This window comes from Verrucomicrobium sp. BvORR106, assembly GCF_000739655.1.
Taxonomy (GTDB): Bacteria; Verrucomicrobiota; Verrucomicrobiia; order Verrucomicrobiales; family Verrucomicrobiaceae; genus Verrucomicrobium.
The window spans coordinates 163,491-186,175 of the sequence record NZ_BATR01000114.1 but is presented as its reverse complement, the minus strand read 5'-3'; the positions used below and the strand labels follow the sequence as shown (position 1 = coordinate 186,175).

The following is a 22,685-nucleotide window of genomic DNA, read 5'->3' as shown; positions in this document are numbered from 1 at the left end:
CGCCATCAGCCAGAGGCCAGCCCACAACCTCCCTGGCGCGGGTGGATCGCCGCCTTCAGAGAAGTCGAACTTCCAGCCGCGGATCTGGATGTCTTCCAGAGCACTGAGCAAGGCGGGCCCTGGAGCAGCCGCGAGAAAGATCTCGCCCTTGGGATCTGTGCGATCCTTGGTGGTCCGGACAGTGCGATCCAGTGCCTGGATCACCAACTCCGCATCCGCCACCTCCCCAGCCTGCCCAGCAGGTGCGCCGCCCGCCCCACGGCATCTGGCTCTGACCGAGTGATCATCTTCCGCGCCGTCTTGGTCACCGTCACATCCAGCTCCGGGACCCAATAGCGATGCTCATACAGCTCCTGCTCCCCACCGGGCGTGGTGAAGCCCTGAAGGGTCCGGAGCGGGCGTTCCTTCCAGTTCGGCACCGGCAGGCGCTTGGCAAGGAAGAGCGCCGCGGCACTTGCCACCTCTGGCTGGTCACTCTCCAGCAGCCGCGCCAGAGCCCGGGTCGCATCGGTATTGCGAATGCGATGAATGCCCTCGAACGCCTGAAGACAGCCCCCGGCGGCGGCCTGCTCCAGCGCTGGGAGGTAAATGGGGTGGATCATCAGGACAAAGGGCGGGCTGTTCCAGTACTGGCCCAGCTGGGAGGACTGGAGGTGATCATTCTTTCTCGCCAGTGCCTGCACCCGCCTGCCTGCCTCCTCGGCAGAGGGCAGCACCACTTTGATCCGGGCTTCCGCCACCGGATACGGCCGTTCCGGCGTCGCCTTCCAGCCGAAGTCGTGATGCACCTTGACCAAGTATTCCCCTGGGTGATCGATCCTCACATAGTTCTGCAGGACCAGCTGCTCCCGGTATTCCCGGAGCGGCTCCACCTCATGGGGTGCCCCGATGATCCCTCCCATGTCGAACCACACCGTGGGCTCTGCCTTCAATCCGGCGTCATCGACGACATCAAACTTGTACCGGGTGGGAAACCCCGTGGCCCGGTAGTCCCCGCCTGTTTGAGCCTTCAGCGGCAGAGGTCCCCCGTTTCGCAGCACGAAGGTCAGTTCAATGGCCTCCCCCAAGACGAATTCGGGGGCCTTATGGAACTGCAAATTGGCCACGGCTCCGACCGGAACCGGGCCCAACGGTTTTGCGCCCAATTCACCCCAAAAAAGGGCTCCCATTACCAACAGCGTAAAAAACACGGGCCTTTTACCAATCATGCCAAAGTTTTCGACGGCACAAAAACACGCGTCAAGCCTTCCGTGACGCTGCGATCCGCATGTTTTCGTTCTCGGCATATTCCAAATCCACATCGCGCCCCAAAAAAAACACATGAAATTTTTCAAGCTGTGCTAAGATTCGTTCGCCCGCAGCGTTTAGCCAGTGAGGGCATATCGTCGATTCCCCGCTAGTTTTTCTCCGAGCACCATCAATAAATCGGAATTTACATTCCGATATCGCCCAAAAGCAGAGTTTATCTGATAGAGGCGTCTCCGGTGGCTCGATGGCGAGTAAGCAGGACCTTTGAATATGGTAGTCCACGGCCTGATATTGGGATAAATCAGCCGCCGTAACGGATATCAGGGTGCCATTAGCACGTCTGAAACCGCAAAAAACGCGCCAAGCCCCGCCACAGGCTGATCCGGCGCATAAGTGGCTCCCTACTAACGGAGTACACACATTGTATTGGCAGATCCGTAATTGCCATCCGGTACGAACTTCCAATAGAATGATACAAATATCACGACCGACTCCGCCGCATGAGAAAGTCCCCCCAACAACAAAATCAGGGTGCCGCGCTCGTCATTGTACTGAGCATCCTCACCATCCTCGTCACGCTCGTCCTTGCCTTCTTTTCGATGGTGCAGACGGAATCCAAGTCTTCCACCAGCTTCGCAGAGAGCGTGGAGGTGCGTAACCTCACGGACGTGCCAGTGAACCTGGTAGTCTCCCAGCTGCGCAAGGCCACGGAGAACCTCGCCCCAGTGGGGACGGAGACCGCTTTCAAAACCTGGTCCTCCCAGCCCGGCATGATCCGCGTGTACGGTGTGGAGCCCGACATCTCCAACTTCCGCGGGAAGGCCGTGGGTCTCTACAAGCTCTACTCGGATGACAAACTCGTGGTGACCAAATCCGGTGCCACGTCCACCGCCAGCGGCATGAACCCGACTGAGGCGGCCGCAGCCCTCCGGGAAGACACGGATGATCTTGCCACCTGGAATACCAAGCCCGGGATGTTCACGGACCTTAATGAGCCCGTGCCTGTGCCCGGCAAGACGCCTGCTTTCAAGTTCCCCATTCTGGATCCCCGGGCCGCAGCCCCTGGCCCGTCTGGCTATGCGATTGACGGCTTCGACTACTATGCGAGCGGCGGCTCAGGCGCTCCCACTGGCACTGCCACCGTGGCAGGCACCGTGAAGGCCACCACCCGGATCGACCTGGCTGCACGGGTGCCCATGCCGGTGCGCTGGATGTATGTGCTGCAGGACGGCACGCTGGTGACCCCCACCTCCGCAGACGCCACGAAGGCGACTTTCACTGCAGGCACGGGTGCAGGTGGCACCGCCTCCCCTACCAAGGCCAACCCGATCGTCGGACGCGTGGCCTTCTGGACGGACGATGACAGCAACAAGATCAACATCAACACCGCCAGTGAAGGCAGTGAGTGGCAGATCCCTGTTTCCACGAACCAGACGGACAAGGACTACGCCGCCCGCGTGCCGGCGCAGAATGAGTTCAGCCGCTATCCCGGCCATCCTGCGGCCACCAGCCTGAGCACGGTGTTCCAGGCCTTCGGCAGTGATTTCTATGTGGACCCTGCCTTCACGCCGAACACGGCCGTGTACGCCCGGCTTCACAAGCTCTCCCCCAGAACTCCCTGGGGCGGCACCATGGCGGGCACGACCACGCCGGGCAGCGCCACCACGGGCCTGCCTGCCAAGCAGGAGCGCCTCTATGCGAGCGTGGAGGAGATGTTCTTCGACCCCGCCCGTCAGCAGAACCTCACCGGCCTGGATGCCTCCTCCCTGGAGCTGGGCAAGTTCTTCCTCACCGCGCACAGCCGGGCTCCGGAGCTCAACCTCTTTGGCAAGCCGCGCATCAGTCTCTGGCCGCAGTCCAAGGACCCCGCCCAGCGCAACCCCAAGGACAAGCTGCTGGCCTTCATGAGTGAAACGACCGGCACCACCGACCGTCAGTGGTACTGGGTTCGAGAAAAGAACTTCACCAGCGGTGATCCTGGCTCCTCCCAGGACCCGAGGGCGGACTACCCCGGCACGATGCGCAATGACGCCATGTTCCACAGCTACTACCGCGCCCTCACCGGCGGCATCGGTGGGGCCACCGGACTGGAAGCCCAGCCGCCGCCCGGATTTGGCGTGAAGTCCATGAAACAGAAGTACGGCGAGCGTGAGCGCGACCAGATCGGCGCCGGAGCGTTCGACCTGCTGCGCTGGGGCATCAACAGCTACAGCTCCGTGTCTGCGGGTGGCTGGCCCACCTACACCTACCTGCCTGACCGTATCGACGGGAACAAGGGGCAGTCCAGCGCCGTGCCGATGGACATCCGTGAGAGCACCACCGTCGTGGCACGTGGCTATGGCCGCTGGCCCACCATCACCGAGGTGGCCATCGTGTTCATGCGCATCAAGGGCACCGGTGCCAATGCCAAGGACCGCATCCAGCCGTACATCCTGATGGAACCCTTCGTCCCCACGAGCGGCCCGGCCAGTATGACGGCCAATATCATTTACCGCATCCAGGGCATGGATGGGTTCAAGGCCAAGGTGGGAACTGGAGCGGACCAGAGCCTCGGCTTTGCCGGGACGATGGACAACCTCTGCAACGTCACAGAAGGCACCTTTGGCGAGCTGGCCTGCGGCAACACCCCTTTCACCGGCATGGGCAACCTGCTGGCGGCAGGCAGCTCGGCCAAGGTCCCTACGCCGGGAGCCAGTGGCGGCGGCGTGGGCGTGTATCCCTTCGTCGGGCAGTCCTTCGAGATCCCTGATGGCGCGGCGGACTTCACCTTCACCGGTGGGGCCTTCACCATCAAGACTTACCCCGGCTGGACCGGCGCGGTGGATGACAACAAGCTGGTTCAGACCATCAACATGACCTTCCCCACGACGCCGGTGAAGTTCAAGCTTCCCCGCCTGAATGCCACGTACCCCACGCTGGACTCCCGCTTCAACAAGGACGGGGGCCGCTACGAACCCCGCCTCATCTGCGATGGTGACATTGTCCGCTCCGTGGAGGCAGATGTAAATGCGCCACCGAAGGGCGACCTCCGCCTCTACTCCGGCATGAAGGTGGTGCCGGCCAACTGGTTCAACGTGCACCGCGACTATGCCGACATCAATGCGGAGCGCCGCCAGTTCCTGCGCACAGACCTGACTGCCAGCAATGGCCAGTTCGGCCCCAATGCCGGAGCGCTGCCCGCCGCGGAGAACTGGGGTGAGCAGAGCGGACGCCAGTCCAACCACAATACCGCAGGCACCCTGGTGAAGGGCTTCGTCTACTCGCGCGGCTGCCCACCCGCCGTGCCCCGTGGACTGGATGGCGCCTACCTCACCACCACCGCGAGCAATCAGGCGCCTGGCGACTGGGACAACGGCGTGGGCATCATCGCCGACGGTCCGTACATCCGGAAGCCCGATGAAGGCAACGCCTCTGGATCGCCCTACATGAGCCGTCACCACTTTGATAAGGAGACGGGCGTGACCTACTCACCGAGCCGCCAGATCGCCTCCGCGGTCGCCTTCGGCTCCCTGCCCACGGGGATGAACATCAGCGCCCCTGCCGGGGTGAAGCCCTGGCAGACGCTCCTCTTCTGCCCGAACCCTGCCTCCCGCTCCAGCGACCCCAATGTGGAGCCGAGCGCATCGGACCACCCGGGATTTGGTGCTCCGCGTGACCATCTCATGCTGGACCTCTTCTGGATGCCCATCACGGAACCTTATGCCATCAGCGAGCCCCTCTCGACCGCGGGCAAGATCAACATGAACTACCAGATGGCCCCGTTCACCCACATCGAGCGTACCACCGGGATCCGGGCCGTGCTCAAGTCCACCCGCCTCACCGCCATCTCACCCAGCTCGGCCGGTGGCAAGGGCACGGGCGTGACGACGACCAGTTCCGGCTCCGGTGCTTATAACAAGAGCGGTTCCGCCGTGTACAAGCAGACTGATGCCAGCACGACGCATACGAACGAGCTGCGCTATGCGGTGAACTCCACGGCGACGCTGCAGGGTTTCCGCAACCGGTTCAACACGGGCGACATCTTCCACTCCGCCTCGGAGATCTGCGAGATTTTCCTCGTACCCCAGCGGCTCAGCGGGAAGACCTACGCCTCTGACGCCGCCGTACCGCCCACCAACTACAACGAGATGACCAAGTGGTGGAACGGCAACCTGGGTGACGTGGATGCCATGGAGCTCACGGGCGACAACTCCCGCGAGGAACCGTACAACCACATCTACCCGCGCCTGACGACCAAGTCGAACACCTTCACGGTGCACTACCGGGTGCAGACCCTCCGCAAGGCCCGCTCCGCCGAACCCACCGAGTGGGTGGAGGGACGTGACTCAGTGGCTTCTGAGTACCGCGGCTCCACCATCATGGAGCGCTATCTGGACCCCAACGAAAGCCAGGTGGCCGCTGCCATGATCGGAGCTGGCAGCTTCAAGTTCTCCTGGGACACCTTCTACCGGATCCGCATCATTCAGCGCAAACAGTTCACCCCTTGATCCCCCGACCTGCCCCTTACTGAACCCCAAAACATCCTAAAACCCCCTCCCCCCTTTTTACTATGACTCCCATGAAAAGCAGCCCCAAAGCCTTCTCCCTCGTGGAAACCGTAACCGCCCTCGGCATCGTTTCCATCGCGGTCCTCACGCTCGTGGCTCTCATCCCCACCGGGTTGGATGACTTGCGCAAGAGTTCGTTGAAACAAGCCGAGGCACGCATTGTCCAGTCCGTGGTGGGCACCTACCAGATGATCAGCTGGGGCTCACCGGGCGCTTCCATGACCCTGCCGGACAAGGAGTTCTACTTCGACATCCGCGGCACCGCCTTGAAGAAGGGCGACATCGACCACGCCATCACCGCGCGCACCGTGGTGGACAAGTCCGCCCCGCCCACCCTGGCGGGAGACTCCACGCCATCCAAGCATCTGCGCAAGCTGAAGGTGCTGATCACCAGCCAGATCAACAATGCCGACGCCTTCAACGACCCCCTGCTCTACCACGAGCGGAACGTGATCGTGGCCAACCTTGAACAGACCAAGCTGTAGCCGCAACGCCCCCACACACTCCAGGTCCCCCATTCCCATCCACGTCCAAGTCCAAGTCCACGAAGATGCACACGCCCATCCAGCCAGCCCCCGCTCCCGCCCCTGCGGCGGCGGCGCGCCCGCGACGCAGCGGCTTCACGCTCATCGAGCTGATGCTCTCCGTGGCCATCCTCGCGGTCATGGTGCTCATGCTCACCAGCCTGCTGAGCAACATGCAGAACGTGGTCGCCCGGTCGCAGGCGCAGGTGGAGGAGTTCGAGGACGCACGCCTGGCCTTCGAGTCCATGGCGCGCAAGCTCTCCCAGGCCACGCTCAACAGCTACTGGGGCTATGTGTATGACAACCCCACGGCCGCCAACCCGACCCCCAAGTACTACAGCCGCCTTAGCGACCTGCACTACGTTCAGGACGGGGTGAAGAACCTCATGCCCAATGCCACCGGCAACGGGCACGGCGTCTTCTTCCAGGCCCTGCTGGGGGACTCTGACCCCGCCACCACGATGGGCTCCTCCATCTCCGGCATGAGCGATCTGCTGAACTGCTGGGGCTACTATGTGGACTACGGCACGGACCTCACCCGCAGGCCCACCTTCATGCGCACGGGCATGCCCTTGCAGATGAACCCGGAGCGGAAGCGCTTCCGCCTCATGGAATTCCGCCAGCCTGCAGACGTGTCCATCCTGTTCGACCCGACCTTCAACATCGGGGCGAAGACTGCCAAGAATGACATCTACCGCTGGTTCCGCGGCCCGTTCAAGAACAGCACCGGGGCCACTGCGGACTACGCCGTGCCCCTGGCGGACAACATCCTCGCCCTGGTCATCGTCCCCTACATCTACGTGACCACCGGCGGCTCCTCCACGGCCAACAGCGTGACGGACACCCGCAAGAAGCAGTCCTACGAGTACGATACCCGCCTCTACCAATGGCGCCCCAGCAACACGGCGCAGGATGTGCTCTCCAGCAAGAACCAGCCGCCAGCCATGCTGGAGCTCACCTTGATCGCCACGGACGAGAAGTCCTACGACCGGCTCGTGCAACGTGAAGGTGAAGCGGGTGCCGAGACCAAGATCCGCGACGTCTTCAAAGGCCTGCTGACCACGGCGACGAACTTCTCCCCGGACCTCAACAAGGCGCTCGAAAACAAGACCTATGAGATCGACACCATCGAGACGCGTCTGAATGCGCTCGACATCCACTACAAGGTCTTCACCACCACCGTGACCCTGCGCGCCTCCAAGTGGATCACTGAACGGGAAAAACTCTGAGGAACCGCCCTTTCCGCCTGATGAACTCTCCTAGAACCATCCGTCTGAATCACCCTGCCCGGGGCTTCACCCTCATCGAGATCATGGTGGTGATGGCCCTGATCGGCGTGCTCATGGCCCTGAGCCTGAACGTCAGCTCCGCCTGGAAGGCTCAAAAACTCACCGCCCAGGCCAGAGGGGTCGCCTCCGAGTGCTCCCAGGCCGTCCTCATGGCCCAGAAGGACAACTTCCCCGTGGAGATCCGCTTCTACCAGATGCCGGATGACTTGGGGGGCGGCTCAGCCACCGCCTTCCGGGCCTTCCAGCTCGTGCGTCTCACGGGTTACAACCCGACCGACGGCAAGGCCATCTACAAGAACCTCACGGAGGTGAAGTACTTCGAGGATGACATCATCCTTCACGAGACGGCAGAGTACACCTCCATCAAGAATCTGCCCGTGCAGTCCCCGCCGGAGGATGCAATCCCGCTGCGTGGCGCGGTGCGCAACTACGTGTCCTTCATGTTCCTGCCGAACGGCACCACCACGCTGACGCGCACACCTGACGCCGTCTTCACCTTTGTGAAGGAGAACGAAATGAAGACCCCCGACGCGCTGCCGGACAACTATCGTTCCATGGTCCTGCAGCCAGTGACCGGGCATACCACAGTTTATTGAGTTTGGTTGAGTGAGAGATGCAGGCAGACAAACGAGCAACGGCAACGGGTGACCCAACGTTGCCGTTGTGAGTTTCTGGGGGTGAGCGCGGCATGGGCGCATGGTGCCGTGGAGTCACGATGGCGCGGCCTCATTACCGATGGCAGGAATTCCACGTCAGGAGGGCCAAAGGCCCGGCATGATTTCAGCCTTGGGCAACGCCCAAGGAATAGATGACCAAACAACCTTTGAGGGCTGAAGGCCCGGCCTCATCAAGCCTGCCCACCACGAGCATTCCTGAATGAGGCCGGGCTTTCAGCCCTCAACATCTACATCTGGGACCTACCTTGGGCGTTGCCCAAGGCTGATATTACGCCGGGCTTTCAGCCCTCAACTCATTCGCAAATGGGGGACAATGGCATCGCATCCGTCACGGTCACCAAGCGCGGCACCGTGATAAATTCAAGTCTCGAATCGCAGCTTCCGGTGAACTCAGTAAAAGGAGTGAGGGACATTCCTGTCTTGGTCCGCTCCAAGCGTCCCATGAGATCACCTCACCCCCCAGCTCCCGATTCCTCGCGGCCATGGAGCGGCCCTTGGGCACGCGGTCGCTTTCTGACTCCGCCTAAACCCCCAGAAAGTCCCCTCAGTTCGCGGCAAGATGCGTGCGCTCCCCGAGCTCCTCAGCCACAGGCCATTTGAGGCCCGTCAGTCGGAGCTTCCCCCGCTCGACCACCACTACGGAGTCGTTTCCTCGATATTGACTCTGAGAAACCGCCTGCTCACGGTCGAGATCGGCGTCGCATCCGTCACGGTCACCAGTCTCCGCCCTGCGCCAGCATCAGCCACGTTGCTGAGTGCCCCCACGGGCAGCGTCAGTGCCCCGCCGATACTTCGTGCGATGTCGGTCCATGAGGTGGCCTCCAGCGTCTCAGAGGCCTGCACGGTGTAAGTCACATCTGTGCAGTTCGCATCACAGTGAAAGGAGATCTGCAACTGATCCCCTTCCACTCCCGCCACAGGCGTGATCAGCGCCGCGTCCTGCGATCTCGGATTCCCGCCGAACGCGTATTCCAACAGCGTAGGCACACCGTCCAGATCGAAGTCCCCCGTCATGCTCGCCTGTCCCCCAGTTATTTCCGCGGGCGTAAACTGATTTCCCTGCCAGGACACGGAGGGGGCAGGCGGTGCCGCTCCCTCCACCAGCGCCCAGGAGCTGCTGGACGTGCCGTAGATCGGCTGGATGGCAATGAGGTTGGTCGGCCCCGCATTGACGTAAAGCATGTTGTCCGCCCCCAGGGCCGCCAGGGTGGTGCCGGATGACCCCGGTCTGCCAAAGAGATAGCGCAGCTTCAGCGGCCCTCCCGGCAAGGGTGAAGAAGGAACGATCTTCACGGTGGTACCGTTCACCAGCGTGACCGAGCTGAGCGGGATCGTGGTCGTGAAGTTATCACTCGAAACCGTGAACCCGCTGATGTTCACCGCCGGGTCCTTCAGACTGAGGGCGGTTCCCGCAAACAACTTGACCTTCACCAGCAGATTCCCGCCAGAGCGGTAGAACTTCTCGATCTCCCCGCCGCGAGGATCAGCATAGGTGGACGGTGCCCGCAGATGGGCCACCGCATTCCCCCAGCGTGGGCCCATGATGTTCCAGGCCGCTCCCTCCGGATGCACGCCGTCATAGGTCAGGTGATCAAAGAAGATGCCTCCGAATGCGGCGCACTGCAAATTGTCCTGCACCCAGCGGGAGGTGGCCTCTCTCACGATGTGCAAGCTGCTCGGGGTGACCGGCTCCGGACTGAAGATGACCGGCGTGGGGGCCACGACGAGTCGCCAGGTGCCCTCGCCAAAGTCGGCATTGAGCGCCGTCTTGAACCGCTCCAGATCATCGTAGAAGTCATCGTTGTACTTGGCACTCGCCAGGTTCGTGACCCAGGTGATGACGTTCGGCTTGTTCAGTCCGCCATTCGCCAGGCAGAGCGCCTTGGCCCCGGTGTAGGGCGTGGAGCCCAGACGGCCGTTCCAGTAGGCCAGCCGCGTGGCGCCCGCCCAGACCACGGTGATGCCCACGCAGGACTGGGAGGCGGCAGAGAGGTTGTTGGCAATCTCATTCTCCCCCTGGGTGCCGCCACCCATGCCCACTCCACCGAGCAGGTTCCACATCCCGTTGTAGAGGGGATTGGTATCACTCGGAATGGTGTTGGGATAAGTGCTGGGATACTTCGCCGTGAAGCCGTTGGCAGCGACAATGCTGGCCCGGCCGGTGGATTCCACCTGCCCCTGAATGCTGTCTCCCCAGACCACTACCACCTCGCCCACCGCCCATCGGGACCAGGTGCGATTGGGACGATTGCTGTTACCTGTTCCGCCCACGGAATTGACCCGCCGGGTCTCGATCGTCTTCCAGTAACCTTTGGGGACCGGCACGGTGACGTCGATGGCCGTGCCGCCGACCGAGCCAGTCAGCAGCGGCTGCCAGGGGGTGGCGGTGGCGTGCTCCACATCGATGAAGCGGATCTGGATATCCGCCACGTCCGTGCCGTAGTCGAACCCCGTGAAACGCACATCTGCCGAGCCGTTCAGATGCCGGATGATCTGGAAGGGCTGGAAGCTGTTGAGGGCGACCACATTCGTCGGCTCTGTGACCTGAGCGGGCGTGTTGTTCTCCACCGTGGCCCCCCGCAGCATCGGGCCGTCCCAGAAGCGTGTCACGGGGCCCATACGGTTCAAGCCGATGGAGCTGTTGTTTCCTTGATTTCCCAGTGCCAGCGGGTTGGTCGTCGTGGCCAGTTGCGCGGTCTCCAGCGGGAAGTAGGCGGGCACGTTGCCATTGAGGCTCGCGCTGCTGGTGGGCTTCTGCCCCGCCGCCATGAGGGCGATGTCCCGATCACTCACCGCTGCCGGGGCAAAGAAGAAGCCCTCCACATCCCCATCATAGAGCTCGGCCCACTCGCTGTGGCAGCCGATCCACCAGTTCCGCAAGGGGAATCCCACAAAGGTCCGCTGCTGGCTGCTTACCAGCACCGGGGCGTGACCGCCCTCTGCCACTAGATACTCGCTGTACCCGGCCCGGCGTCGGATGATGTGAAGCCGCGGGGTAAACTTGCCCGTGATGCGGGAGGCATAGCCGCCCGGCAGGGTGCCTGCGACGCCGCTCACCGTGCCCGCGCTGCCAAAAGCATTCCCCGCGCTGTCCATACCGCCCACCACGTAGCGGCCCCTTGTCTTGTCAAAGCAGAGGCTGAGCGTGGAGGTGGTGGCCGTGGGAACATTCGTGGCGATGAGCCAGCCGCCGTTCCCTTGGAAGTAGTTGTCCCAGATCCCGATGGTCCAGTCCCCATCCGGGAGGGCAAAACCACCCGTGGTGAGAAACCGGACGCGATTGTCGAACTGGTTGGACCCCGCCGGGCCGGAGAGCCGCACCGCTGCTGGCAAGGAGGGCACCAGCGCTGCCAACCCGATGAGAACCGCCACCCCCGCCACAAGCCATCCGGCGAGAATCTGGGGGCGCAGAACTGCGGTGCGGCTGGTTCTTGGTGAGTGAGGAAGCACGCGACTGACGTTGGTCATACCCGCATGCTACGGATTGCCCCAGGCGTGCGCTATTACCCGAAAGAGCAATGCCCGGGAGGTTGCAGGCAGGTGCCGGACGGGGAATCTTTGCCAGCGATGCCCCCTAAGAAGCCGATCCGTCTGATGCTTGTGGATGACCACCTGGTCGTGCGGATGGGGCTGGCGGCCGTGCTGGGCCTGGAGCCGGACTTTGTCATCGCCGGTGAGGCCGAAGATGCAGCGGGTGCGCTGGTACAGTTCCGTGCGCTCGGGCCGGATATCACCCTGCTGGATCTGCGCATGCCTGGCGCGAGCGGCGTGGAGGCTCTGCGGAGCATCCGCGCGGAATACCCTGAGGCGCGCATCATCATGCTCACCACTTCAGAGCTGGAGGAAGACATCTTCCAGGCCATCGAGGCGGGTGCGGCGGGCTACCTGCTCAAGACGGCGCAGCGGGCGGAACTCGCCGAGGCGATCCGCCGCGTGCAGGCGGGCGGGCGGGCTGTCCCCCCGTTGCTGGAGGCCCGGCTGGTGGAGCGAGCCCAGAGACGCTCCCTCTCTCCGCGCGAGCTGGAGGTGCTGGACTACCTACGTCGCGGCCTTTCCAACAAGGACATCGGAGTCGCGCTCGGCGTCACCGAGCACACGGCCAAGGCGCACGTCAAAGCCATCCTGGTGAAGCTGGAGGCCGCCGACCGGGCGGAAGCGGTGGCCAACGGATTCCAGCGCGGACTGCTTCAGCTGGGCACCCCGTAGTGTTGCGCCGTAGCACTGCGCCCCGGGTGAAAGGCAGCCTGAAGCAACCCCGCGGTTCTAGGGTGCAACTGGCACCGTGGCAGAGACGCGCGTCCCCTGCCCTGGAGTGCTGGTAATGGCCAGCGTACCATTGAGCCGCTTCATCCGCTCCCGCATCCCCTGCAGGCCGAAGTGCCCGTCCCGGGGTCCGGGGTGATTGCCGGGGTCGAACCCCTTGCCATCGTCCTTCACCGCGACCTCCACGTCTGCCGCGTGGTAGACCACGCTGACCTTGATGTTCCTCGCCGCGCCGTGCTTGATGGCGTTTGTCAGGGCCTCACGCGCCAGCAGCAGCAGGTTCCCGGCAATAACATCAGGCAGGGGGCGGGCAGCCCCCTCGCTCGCCACCTCGATGCGGAGCGCCTGCCCTTCGGCAAAGCCTGCCGCCGTCTCGCGCAGAGCATCCGCCAGGGAGCGGTTGTCCAGCGCCTGGGAGCGCAGATTCCACACGGATCGGCGTACCTCCTCCCGGCTGCGGGTCAGGAGTTGCCGCGCCAGGCCCAGATGCTGCGCACTGCGGGCGGGGGCTTCTCTTTGCAGCGCCTCGGTTGCCTCCAGCTGGAGCGCCATGCCGGTGAGGGACTGCTCCAGGCTGTCATGCAGGTCCGCCGCCAGCCTCTCACGCTCACGCAGGGTCGCATCGAACTCCACCGCCGCCTCACGCCGGGCGCTCATCTCCTGAGCCAGCTGGGAGCCCCGCTGCTCCACGCGGCGGCGCAGCAGCCAGTTCCACCCCAGAGTTACCGCCAACACCGTGCAGATGCCTCCCAGCAGCAACCAGAGCCGTTGTGGCGTCCACCACGGCGCAGCACGCACAAGCTGGACGTCCCCCGGCCCGTGGACATAGAGGCGGAAGTTCACCGGGCGCGGAAAATCCTGTGCCGGCCATCCTGACGCCAGCTCGACGCGGATCACCCCATCGATCCGCACTTCGCTCCCGGGCTCGAACCGCCCCAGCGCCGCCGGTGGCGTGTCTCTGCCGAGCGTCGCCGAGACCAATCGCCCTTCGCTTTCCACCAGCAGTCGCGGCCCTTCAGCGTCAGAGAGGTCCACCTTCTCCAGCCGCCCTTGCAGTGTTGCATAGAGCCCATCCACATCGTCTGCGTCCGTTTCGCTGCCCGGCAGGTTCGTGCCAAGTACCCGCTTGCGCTGGATCTGAAGGGGCTCAGGTCGCGGGGCGACTCCCACCTTCCGCACCACTGCCTCCCGCAACTTGCCAAAGTGATCCCCCACCTCGACGAACCCTGACGCCTCCACACGGTCGCCAGGCTGGAGCGGGGTCTGATCACGCGTCTCTACCCGCACGCCGCGCCCACCCTCCTGCAGATAGAAAAACTGCCCCGGCCGCGCCAGCGTCACCGTACCGGTGCAGCGACGTCGATGATACGTCACCCCGCTGGGCGAGAAGGGTCGCAGGGTGGAAAGGTGCAGCTCCGGCACCGCAAACGGATCCTCCGGCCCGCGCTTCAGCACGCGCACATCGCCTGCATTCATCACCTGCACGCGAGCTCCCACCAGTTCCCTCCGGTTGTTGAAGTACGTGAAGTTCACGCCCTCCACCTCCACCTCCGCATCCACGAGCCGAGGCAAATCGGGCAGGGACTCCAGCACATTCACCGTGATGCGTCCGCCATTGGCCGTGAGCTCCAGCCGCACGCGCTCAGCGTCATTCGGTCGCTCCTCCACAGATTGCACCACCCCGCGCAGCCGGACCAACTGGCAGTCCCATTTCCCGTCCAGCAGTTCAGAGAAACTAACTGGCGCAGGCACCGGCAGGGGCTCCGTGCCCAGCACACGAATCTTCTGCGCCTGAATTACGGGCGCGAAATTCCCCGCCTCCGTCACGCCCGTCAGCTCGATCACCGTGCCCCGCGCCAGCCAGCCCGGCAAGGATGCATCCGGCACCCTCAGGCCGTGCACATAGATGCCCACGCCCCCATTCTGCACCACCATCGCCCCGTCCTTCTTCCGGTAGCAAAACATCACCACACCCCGCAGCTGCACCGGACGCCCCTGCGCCGCCACCTCCCGTGGCAGAGACCGGATGGCCGCGCACTCAGTGAGCACCTGCGGCACCTCCTGTGCGAATGCTGGCAGGCAGCAGAGCCAAAGAACCGCGCCGATCCATCGACCTTTGAGTTGTGAAATGGCGTAGCCCATGAACGACGACAAGGTGGAACCCATCGATTTGCTCCAACCTCATGAGACTTGGTAACCCGATGCGATTCAATCTTTAGTTCACACGCTTCGCTGGAGACAAGACGCAAGACTGGAGCTGGCATCTGGGAGGGGCTGGGCAGTCAAAACGACTCGGTAAAAGGAGGAAGGGACATTCTTGTCCCGGTCCCGTACAAACGTCCCATGAGGTCGTGTTGAGCACCCTCTCCATATCACCATCAACACCATATTTCCAACTTACGCCAAAAAAGACCCCCTCTCTATTCCTGTGAACTACCAAAAAGGGTGTTGATGGTGTTATGGAGTACCCGTCTGAGCCATTCACCCAAGCTGACGCGTTGCCTGCAAATCCTACAGACTGGCCACTTGCTCCCACCTACCCGCGGCGACTGAGCCGGATGGCACATCCGGACTACACCCATAGCGGCGCTGCAGGAGTAGTCCGACGGTCCCCGTCGGTCAGTAAGCGGAGGGATTGATGGCAATCATCCCACACCCACTGACTCCTCATCACGCCGCTGGCGGCTTACTGCACGAGGCAAACAATCCCCCTCTGCGACACCATCGACACCCTTTTTCCAAGTTACGCCAAAAAAGCACCCCCTCTCTATCTCGGTGAACTACCAAAAAAGGTGTCGATGGTGTCGCAAAGCACCCCGTCTGAGAGCTGATCCCTCCCTACGCCCAGCGACTGAGCCGGATGGCACATCCGGACTACACCCATAGCGGCGCTGCAGGAGTAGTCCGACGGTCCCCGTCGGTCAGTAAGCGGAGGGATTGATGGCAATCATCCCACACCCACTGACTCCTCATCACGCTGCTGACGGCTGATTGCACGGGGCAAGCTATCCCTCTCTGCGACACCATCGACACCATATTTCCAAGTTACACCAAAAAAGCACCCCCTCTCTATTTCTGTGAACTACCAAAAAGGGTGTCGATGGTGTCGCAAAGTACCCGTCTGAGCCATTCACCCAAGCTGACACGCTGCTTGCAAATCCGACCTATCGGCCACTTGCTCCTACCTACCCGCAGCGACTGAGCCGGATGGCACATCCGGACTACACCCATAGCGACGCTGCAGGAGTAGTCCGACGGTCCCCGTCGGTCAGTGGCCGGAGGGATTGATGACAATCACCCCAGACCCACTGACTCCTCATCACGCTGCTGGCGGCTTACTGCACAGGGCAACTCAGATCCCGCTTTGCGACACCATCGACACCATATTTCCGAGTTACGCCAAAAAAGCACCCCCTCTCTATTTCGGTGAACTACCAAAAAGGGTGTCGATGGTGTCGCAAAGTACCCGTCTGAGCCATTCACTTGAAGGAATCGTACAGGCTACGGCCTTGCGGCCATCGACCCACTTGGGCAAGTGCCTGGGAAGCTCGGGGAGCGCACGCATCCCTGCGTGCTGTTCGCGGCATCTTGCCGCGAACGTCAGTCAGCGCATGACATCAGGTCCAACCGACGTGGAGATGTTGATAGCGGCGGGGAGGAAGCAGATGCTGTCGGCCTTCCCACCTGATCATCCTCTTTGGAGGCACCCAGGGTCTCCGTCCACTTCGTGGCCTTTGCCCCTGGGCTGGGCTCTGTGGGCCTTTCAGGCCCAAATCCTCTGAGGGGACTTACTGAGGGCTGAGCCAGAGGCGGTTCCTTGCCACCTATCCCAATCGCGCTCTCTTTGGGGGGTGGCCGCCAAGGAACCGACGCCCTCCACGCACTCAGTCGAAGCTCTTCCTCGAAGAGGATGGGGCTACAAGCCCAACGTTGACGAGCTTCCAGCGAGTCTACGTTGGGTGCCGTCCAGCGATGCTACTCAGGTGTAGAGGCCGCCATCATCCTCTCCCTCCCACCGCCACCAACACCTCCACGTCTCTCGAATGCGATGTGGCACGACTTCTTGGTTGCGCCTCACGAGGCCCCACGCTGCCTGACGTTCCCGGCAAGATGCCGCGAACAGCACGCAAGATGCGTGCGCTCCCCAAGCTCCTCTGGACAAGGCTGTTTTGAGAAATCCCCAGACGGCATTTCGCCCCCCAAGGTTCCCTGGCAGGCACTAACCAAAGCGTCTGCCATCTCCACCCTCGCGCCACGTCTCCAGCCTCATTCTGCCCCCGCATGAAACCGTGCTCGCGAGGCCCCTATATCGGCAAACTACCAAAAAGGGTGTGCATGGTGTCCCAAAGCCCGGCCTACCCTCCCATGCGCCAGCTCAAGTCTTGCGTCTTGTGTCTTCCAGTCTTGTGTCTCCCGCGAAGCGGGCTTGCGTCTCCCGCAGAGCGGGTCAAAAAATGACGTAAAATCACCTGAATACCCACAGGCTGAACTGCGTCCAAAGGCGTAACCGCACACTCCGGCCTCTCCCCCAAACTCCCATGAAGTCTCTTCACCGTCTCTTGGTGCCCGTTGTCTTCACCGTCACCATCGCCTGCCTCTCAGCCGCTGGCATGGCCCAAGCCCAGGAGGGAGCCACGGCGGCTTCTATCACCTTCCCCAAACCAGGGGGCACCATCACCCTGCTGAACTGCACGGTCACCAAGATCGAACCGGATGGCGTCAGGGTCTCCCACTCCGCGGGCACGGCCAAGGTCCCGTACGAGCACATGCCAGAGGATTGGCAGAAGGCGATCAACTACGATGCCACTGCGGCCCAGGCTTACCGGAACTCGCAGGACTCCGCCTCACTCGATGCCACCGCCCGGGCGGAAAAGGATCGCAAGCTCCTCTACGACGCAGAAATGGCCCGCCTGGAAAAGAGCCGCCCCAAGCTGCGCCCCGTCGGCATGACCTGGATCAGCCGTGAGGCCATGAAAGTGGACACCGAGATCATCAACGTGCGCGTTGTCTCGGTCGAGGAAGACTTCCTCGTGGCCGAAAAGATGTCCGAACGCCCGCCCACCCTCGACCCCCAGTCTATCGCAGCCGGAGCGGCTGTACCCGTGGTTATGTCCGCCGCGGGCATGTGGCCCACCGGCACCCTTGTGGTCCTCACTGGCAATCTCCCCAAAGACGTGGCCGATCAGGACGAGTTCTGCATTCAGGCCAATCGCGACGGCACCCGCAAGTACGACTCCTCAGATGGCGGCAAGCGCACCCTGCGGGTCTATGAAATCGCCCGGCACAACGCGCCGCAGTAGAGACAACAGACCATTCACGCGCTTTTTGGGGTGGGCGCCAAGGAACCACCTGGAAATGCCCGCCCCAGTTCGAAGCTGATCCCCAGCGGGGATCTCTAACACAGCCCAACGTTGGACGAGCCCTAAGCGAGTCAACGTTGGGTACCTCCGCAGAGGACAATCAGGTGGGAAGGCCGACAGCATCCGCTTCCTCCTCACCGCCATCAACACCTCCAAGGTGATCCCCTTGGGTTCCTTGGCAGCCCAGCACTATACCTGTCTCAGCGTCTGGCACATCGCAAAACTTCCGGCAGCTTCAGCCTTCAGGCCAAATCTATCGCGCGGGATTTTTTCATCGCCATTCCGGCGCCTTCCCACTTATGAAAAAAGTGGTGGCAGAGGGGAGAATCGAACTCCCGACCAAGGGCTTATGAGTCCCCTGCTCTACCGCTGAGCTACCCTGCCATGAGTATTGGTTATTCGCGGGAGTGTGAGGTTATGCAGGCGGCCGGAATTGTCAACCAATCCGACATGTTTTTTGCTCAAAAGTTTCTGCTTCCCGCCCCTCCGTGAGCCGGACCTTTGGTGCATTCATCATGGGGAACAGTTGCCTTCCCTCCCGCGCTCGTATAGAAGCAGTTCCATGCGTTTTGCGATCTGCAATGAACACTGGGGCAATGCACCTTTTGAAAAGGTGTGTGAAGATGCGGCAGCCTGTGGCTACCAGGGGCTGGAACTGGCCCCTTTCACTCTGAAGGAAGACCCTCGCGACCTGACCCTGGCGGATGCCACCCGGCTGGTGCGGATCGCCCAGTCCTTTGGGCTGGAAATCATCGGCCTGCACTGGCTCCTCACCCGCCCCACGTGGTTCAGCATGACCACGCCGGATGCGATGCTGCGCAAGGACGTGCTCAAGTTCGGCCAGCATCTGGGCCGCTTCTGCGGAGCGCTGGGTGGCAAGGTGATGGTCTGGGGCAGCCCCAAGGCCCGCAACCTGCAGCCGGACTGGGACGCGCAGGAGTCCTTCAAGCGCGCCGTGGACGTCGTTCGCGGGGTGGCTGAGGTCGCCTGGGAAAACGGTGCCGTCCTGGCCATGGAGCCGCTGGGCCGGAAGGAGACCAACTTCATGAACACCGCCGCAGAGGGCATCGACTTCTGCAAGGCCGTGGATCACCCGGGCTGCAAGCTGCACCTGGATGTGAAGGCCATGAGCGATGAGAGCACCCCGATCCCGGACATCATCCGCCAGAGCAAGGACTGGTTCATTCACTTCCACACCAATGATCCCAACCTCCTCGGCCCCGGCATGGGCGAGGTGAAGTATGAGCCCATCATCGCCGCCCTGCGCGAGGTCGGCTACAATGGCTGGCTGAGCACCGAGGTCTTCGACTATACGATGGGGCCCAAGGTGATCGCCGAGAAGAGCATCGCCTACCTCAAGCAAGTGATGGCCGCATAGCCCTTGGTCGGGAGTTCGATTCTCCCCTCCATCCCCTTCTCTGCCCCACATCGAGCCCGTCCAGTCCCTCCTTCCTCATGAAAATCACCTTTCACGGCGCGGCGGAGACCACGACGGGCTCCCAGCATCTGCTCGAGATCAACGGGCAGCGCATCCTCCTGGACTGCGGTCTTTATCAAGGCCGCCGTCAGGAGGCCTTCGAGCGGAACCAGCACTTCCCCTTCGATCCCAAGACGATCGATGCCGTGGTCCTTTCCCACGCCCACATCGACCACAGCGGGAACCTGCCCAATCTCACCCGCCAGGGCTACCGCGGGAACATCTTCTCCACCGATGCCACGCGCGATCTCTGCGCGGTGATGCTGCCGGACTCCGCCCACATTCAGGAGTCAGACGTGCGCTGGCTCAATCGCAAACGCGAACCCCGCGGCCTGCCGCCTCTGGAGCCCATGTACAACCGGATGGACGCCGAGCTGTGCCTCCGGCAGTTCGTCACCATCGGCTATGAGCGCCCCATGCTCATCGCAGATGGCGTGAAGCTCACCTTCATCGATGCTGGCCACATCCTCGGTGCCGCCCAGGTGATCCTGGACATCGACGACCGGGAGACGGGGCGCAAATCCCGCCTGCTCTTCTCGGGAGACGTAGGCAGGCCGAAGAGTGATCTCCTCAATCCCCCGACCGCTGCCCAGGACGTGGACTACGTCATCATGGAGAGCACCTACGGCGGGCGGAAGCACGAGATGGAGATGGCCAGCGATGACCACATCTGCCGCATCATCAATGAGACCGTGGCCCGCGATGGGAAGGTCCTCATCCCCGCCTTCGCCGTGGAGCGCACCCAGCAGCTCCTCTATTCCATGAACAAGCTGCGGGAGCAGAACTGCTTCCCCGCCCTGCCCACCTTTGTGGACAGCCCTCTGGCCGTCAGTGCCACGGAGGTCTTCCGCCTGCACCCGGAGTGCTTCAATGAGGAGGTGTACAAGTTCCTCTTTGAAAAGCGCAACCCCTTTGGCTTCGAAGGCCTGCGCTTCATCCGTGAGGCGACCGAGTCCAAGGCGCTGAATCAAGTGAAGGAGCCCGCCGTCATCATCGCCGCCTCCGGCATGTGTGAGTCCGGCCGCATCCTGCATCATCTGCGCACGCACATCGAGCACCCGTCCACCACCATCCTCTTTGTCGGGTATTGTGCCGAGGACACCCTGGGCTGGAAGCTGCGCAACGGTGCCCGCAAGGTGAGCATCCTGGGCGATGAGTTTAACGTGCGGGCCCGCATCGAGATCCTGGACTCCTTCTCCGGTCACGCCGACCACGACGAGTTGCTGGCTTGGTTCGACAGAATGAGCGGGCCGAAGACGCGGGTCTTCCTGGTGCATGGCGAGCGTGAGCGGGCCAGCGCCCTTCAGGCCGCCCTCGCCACGGCTCACCCCCAGAGCCAGACGGAGATCGCCCACCTGCATCAAGAAGTTCACTTGTGATCATCCGGCAAAGTGCCCGAGTTCACCATCCTTCGGCATCTCTGGCCCGTCCGGCACCCATCCTGCAACCACTCCCGATTTTGACTCCAACATGAAAGCTCTATTTCTGACCAACGAATACCCGCCGCACATCTACGGCGGCGCAGGCATCCACGTGCAGTACCTGACCCGCGAGCTCTCCCGCCTGTGCGATGTGGAAGTGCGCTGCTTCGGCGATCAGAATGACACCCTCAATCCGCGCCTCAGCGCCCGTGGGTACGGGCTGGACAGCAGCAAGTGGACCTGCCCCAAGCCCCTGGCCAGCGTCTTCGGCGCCCTCCAGCGCGGGCTCGACTTCAATACGACGGATGTGGATGCGAACCTCGTCCATCTCCACACCTGGTACTCCCACTTCGGCGGCATCGTGGCCAAGCTGAACTACGGCATCCCCATGGTGCTCACCACCCACTCCCTGGAGCCCCTGCGCCCCTGGAAGCGCGAGCAGCTCGCTGGTGGTTATGACTTCAGCGTCTGGGTGGAAAAGACCGCCATTGAGATGGCCGACGCCGTCATCGCTGTCTCCCAGGAGACCAAGGTGGACGTGCTCCGCTTCTTTGATGCGGATGCCAAGAAGATCCACGTCATCCACAACGGCATCGATCCCCAGGAGTACCAAAAGGTCCACGCCCCCGACACCCTGCGCAAACACGGCGTCGATCCCGACAAACCCATCCTCCTTTTCGTCGGCCGCATCACGCGGCAGAAGGGCATCATCCACCTCGTGCGCGCCATTGAGAAGATGGACCCCGGCTTCCAGGTGGTGCTGTGCGCCGGTGCCCCGGATACCCCGGAAATCGCCGCCGAGATGAAGCAGGCCGTGGCCGATGCCCAGGCCAAGCGGGACGGCGTCATCTGGATCCAGGCCATGCTGCCGGTGGAGGAGAAGATCGCCCTCTACTCCCACGCCGACCTCTTCTGCTGTCCCTCCATTTACGAGCCCTTCGGCATCATCAATCTGGAGGCCATGGCGTGTGAGACCGCCGTCGTCGCCAGCGCCGTGGGCGGCATCAAGGAGGTCGTGCTCCCCGGTGAGACGGGCATCCTCGTCCCCCTCCTCCAGCAATGCGAGAGCCCCTATGAGGCCGAGCACCCCGCCCAGTACGCCAAGGATCTGGCCGAGGCCGTGAACCGCCTCATGGCAGACCAGGGCCTCCGCGATCGCATGGCCAAGGCCGGTCGCCAGCGGGCGGTCGATCATTTCTCCTGGCGCGCCATCGCCGAGAAGACCCTCGAGCTCTATCAGTCGCTGCTCTAGAGAACTGGAGCAAAGCCTTGGGTGAACAGTGACGGGATCGCTGTTCACCCAAGGCTGCGTGAGATCCGACGAGAGCACACGTTCATGAGGACCGAAGGTCCGGCGTCATTTCAGCCTTGGGCGACGCCCAAGGTTTGAGAGACAAAATACCTATTGAGGGCTGAAGGCCCGGCCTCATCAGGCCTGCCCGCGACGAATATGCTCCTCCAGCGTCCTGCGCGAGAAGGAGAAGCCAGGGGAGCGCACGCATCCTGCGTGCTGTTTGCGGCATCTTGCCGCGAACGTCAGTCAGCGTATGACATCAGGTCCAATCGACGTGGAGGTGTTGATAGCGATGGACCGATAGCGGGTGCTGTCGGCCTTCCCACCTGAGTATCTCGCGAGATGGCACCCAAGGTTGACTCGCTTAGGGCTCGTCCAACCTTGGGCTGTGCTACAGATCCCATACTGGGATCAACTTCAGTCTGAGGCGGGCACCTCAAGGTGGTTCCTTGGCGTCCACCTCAATCGCGAGCGTTTGGGACAGATGCCAAGGAACAGAGTCTGGCTCAGCCCTCAGCAAGTCTCCTCAGAAGATTTGGGCCTGAAAGGCCCACAGAGCCCAGCCCAGGGGCAAAGGCCACGAAG

13 protein-coding genes and 1 tRNA gene are annotated in these 22,685 nt (G+C 62.6%); 9 read left to right on the top strand and 5 right to left on the bottom strand.

Annotated elements, in window-relative coordinates; genetic code table 11:
- Both BV106_RS21165 and BV106_RS21160 read right to left on the bottom strand, forming a co-directional pair.
- Positions 1-204, bottom strand: a 204-nt coding sequence (locus BV106_RS21165; RefSeq protein ID WP_265595915.1) for a hypothetical protein, incomplete at its 3' end; no start/stop codon positions are given.
- On the bottom strand, positions 201-1,106 hold the full coding sequence (locus tag BV106_RS21160) for a hypothetical protein (RefSeq protein ID WP_265595914.1): 906 nt from the start codon (positions 1,104-1,106) through the stop codon (positions 201-203). The genes BV106_RS21160 and BV106_RS21165, both read right to left, overlap by 4 nt.
- Positions 1,107-1,748: 642 nt before the next feature.
- Here BV106_RS21160 and vccA point away from each other — a divergent pair.
- The 4 genes from vccA (at position 1,749) to vccD (ending at position 8,204) form a co-directional block, all read left to right on the top strand.
- Positions 1,749-5,735 carry a Verru_Chthon cassette protein A gene (gene vccA / locus BV106_RS21155; protein WP_038167901.1) on the top strand — a complete coding sequence of 1,329 codons (3,987 nt, stop codon included), beginning with the start codon at positions 1,749-1,751 and terminating at the stop codon, positions 5,733-5,735.
- A gap of 71 nt (positions 5,736-5,806) precedes the next feature.
- Entirely contained in the window at positions 5,807-6,280 is a 474-nt protein-coding gene (vccB, locus tag BV106_RS21150; RefSeq protein WP_265595913.1) for a Verru_Chthon cassette protein B, read from the top strand.
- 65 nt (positions 6,281-6,345) lie between these two features.
- The gene (gene vccC / locus BV106_RS21145; protein ID WP_038167896.1) at positions 6,346-7,548 is read left to right on the top strand and encodes a Verru_Chthon cassette protein C; all 1,203 of its coding nucleotides are present in this window, start codon (positions 6,346-6,348) and stop codon (positions 7,546-7,548) included.
- Positions 7,549-7,568: 20 nt separating this feature from the next.
- Positions 7,569-8,204, top strand: coding sequence for a Verru_Chthon cassette protein D (gene vccD / locus BV106_RS21140; RefSeq protein WP_038167895.1), 636 nt, complete (start codon positions 7,569-7,571; stop codon positions 8,202-8,204).
- 717 nt (positions 8,205-8,921) lie between these two features.
- On the opposite strand, the gene BV106_RS21135 is transcribed toward vccD, so the two are convergent.
- Positions 8,922-11,753, bottom strand: coding sequence for a hypothetical protein (locus tag BV106_RS21135; protein WP_038167893.1), 2,832 nt, complete (start codon positions 11,751-11,753; stop codon positions 8,922-8,924).
- Positions 11,754-11,852: 99 nt separating this feature from the next.
- On the opposite strand from BV106_RS21135, the gene BV106_RS21130 reads away from it, so the two are divergent.
- Positions 11,853-12,491: a response regulator transcription factor gene (locus BV106_RS21130; RefSeq protein WP_038167891.1), complete on the top strand. Its 639-nt coding sequence runs from the start codon at positions 11,853-11,855 to the stop codon at positions 12,489-12,491.
- Between the two features lie 57 nt (positions 12,492-12,548).
- On the opposite strand, the gene BV106_RS35995 is transcribed toward BV106_RS21130, so the two are convergent.
- Positions 12,549-14,690, bottom strand: a complete 2,142-nt coding sequence (locus tag BV106_RS35995) for a sensor histidine kinase (RefSeq protein WP_051946136.1) — start codon at positions 14,688-14,690, stop codon at positions 12,549-12,551.
- A 2,396-nt stretch (positions 14,691-17,086) separates the two neighbouring features.
- Here BV106_RS35995 and BV106_RS21120 point away from each other — a divergent pair.
- Positions 17,087-17,848 carry a hypothetical protein gene (locus tag BV106_RS21120; RefSeq protein WP_038167889.1) on the top strand — a complete coding sequence of 254 codons (762 nt, stop codon included), beginning with the start codon at positions 17,087-17,089 and terminating at the stop codon, positions 17,846-17,848.
- Positions 17,849-18,217: 369 nt separating this feature from the next.
- Here the strand turns inward: BV106_RS21120 and BV106_RS21115 are convergent.
- A tRNA-Met gene (locus tag BV106_RS21115) sits at positions 18,218-18,292 on the bottom strand.
- Between the two features lie 178 nt (positions 18,293-18,470).
- On the opposite strand from BV106_RS21115, the gene BV106_RS21110 reads away from it, so the two are divergent.
- From BV106_RS21110 to glgA, 3 genes are all read left to right on the top strand, one after another.
- Positions 18,471-19,286 (top strand): sugar phosphate isomerase/epimerase family protein, encoded by an 816-nt coding sequence (locus BV106_RS21110; protein WP_038167887.1) that lies wholly within the window; start codon positions 18,471-18,473, stop codon positions 19,284-19,286.
- A 77-nt stretch (positions 19,287-19,363) separates the two neighbouring features.
- Positions 19,364-20,764: an MBL fold metallo-hydrolase gene (locus BV106_RS21105; protein WP_038167885.1), complete on the top strand. Its 1,401-nt coding sequence runs from the start codon at positions 19,364-19,366 to the stop codon at positions 20,762-20,764.
- A 91-nt stretch (positions 20,765-20,855) separates the two neighbouring features.
- Positions 20,856-22,058: a glycogen synthase gene (gene glgA / locus BV106_RS21100; RefSeq protein ID WP_038167882.1), complete on the top strand. Its 1,203-nt coding sequence runs from the start codon at positions 20,856-20,858 to the stop codon at positions 22,056-22,058.
- The last annotated feature ends 627 nt before the right edge of the window (positions 22,059-22,685 follow it).

What these genes read in the sequence shown, in the direction of transcription:
- BV106_RS21120 (WP_038167889.1), top strand. Translation starts at nt 17,087, where the DNA reads ATGAAGTCTCTTCACCGTCTCTTGGTGCCCGTTGTCTTCACCGTCACC.
- glgA (WP_038167882.1), top strand. Translation starts at nt 20,856, where the DNA reads ATGAAAGCTCTATTTCTGACCAACGAATACCCGCCGCACATCTACGGC.
- BV106_RS21135 (WP_038167893.1), bottom strand. Translation starts at nt 11,753, where the DNA reads ATGACCAACGTCAGTCGCGTGCTTCCTCACTCACCAAGAACCAGCCGC.
- BV106_RS21130 (WP_038167891.1), top strand. Translation starts at nt 11,853, where the DNA reads ATGCCCCCTAAGAAGCCGATCCGTCTGATGCTTGTGGATGACCACCTG.
- vccC (WP_038167896.1), top strand. Translation starts at nt 6,346, where the DNA reads ATGCACACGCCCATCCAGCCAGCCCCCGCTCCCGCCCCTGCGGCGGCG.
- BV106_RS21105 (WP_038167885.1), top strand. Translation starts at nt 19,364, where the DNA reads ATGAAAATCACCTTTCACGGCGCGGCGGAGACCACGACGGGCTCCCAG.
- BV106_RS21110 (WP_038167887.1), top strand. Translation starts at nt 18,471, where the DNA reads ATGCGTTTTGCGATCTGCAATGAACACTGGGGCAATGCACCTTTTGAA.
- vccD (WP_038167895.1), top strand. Translation starts at nt 7,569, where the DNA reads ATGAACTCTCCTAGAACCATCCGTCTGAATCACCCTGCCCGGGGCTTC.
- vccA (WP_038167901.1), top strand. Translation starts at nt 1,749, where the DNA reads ATGAGAAAGTCCCCCCAACAACAAAATCAGGGTGCCGCGCTCGTCATT.
- BV106_RS35995 (WP_051946136.1), bottom strand. Translation starts at nt 14,690, where the DNA reads ATGGGCTACGCCATTTCACAACTCAAAGGTCGATGGATCGGCGCGGTT.
- vccB (WP_265595913.1), top strand. Translation starts at nt 5,807, where the DNA reads ATGAAAAGCAGCCCCAAAGCCTTCTCCCTCGTGGAAACCGTAACCGCC.